This is a genomic window from Belnapia sp. AC561 (genome assembly GCF_979252845.1).
The window spans coordinates 1-247 of record NZ_CEEDBP010000397.1; the positions used below are offsets into that span (position 1 = coordinate 1).

Annotated in this window: 1 pseudogene; it reads right to left on the reverse strand. The window is 61.5% G+C overall.

The features are described 5' to 3' along the window. Positions 1 to 247, reverse strand: a pseudogene (gene ispH, locus AC0IW9_RS31590) (4-hydroxy-3-methylbut-2-enyl diphosphate reductase); the annotation flags it as partial.

Sequence of the window (247 nt, forward strand, 5' to 3'; positions counted from 1 at the left end):
GGCCAGGGTTTCGGGATTGCGCACTTGGAGGTTGGCGACGTCGGTTTCGTCTTCAACCAGGTAAATAGCGCCGCCATTACTGGCGTCGTATTGGCCCATGGTGCCTTCGACTTCCGGGTGGCCGGCGTGGCCGATGAGGATGCATTCGCGGCCGTCGCGGCTATAGCGGGCGACTTCGATGTGCACTTTGGTCACCAGCGGGCACGTGGCGTCGAATACTTTCAGGCCGCGCGATTCGGCTTCTTTG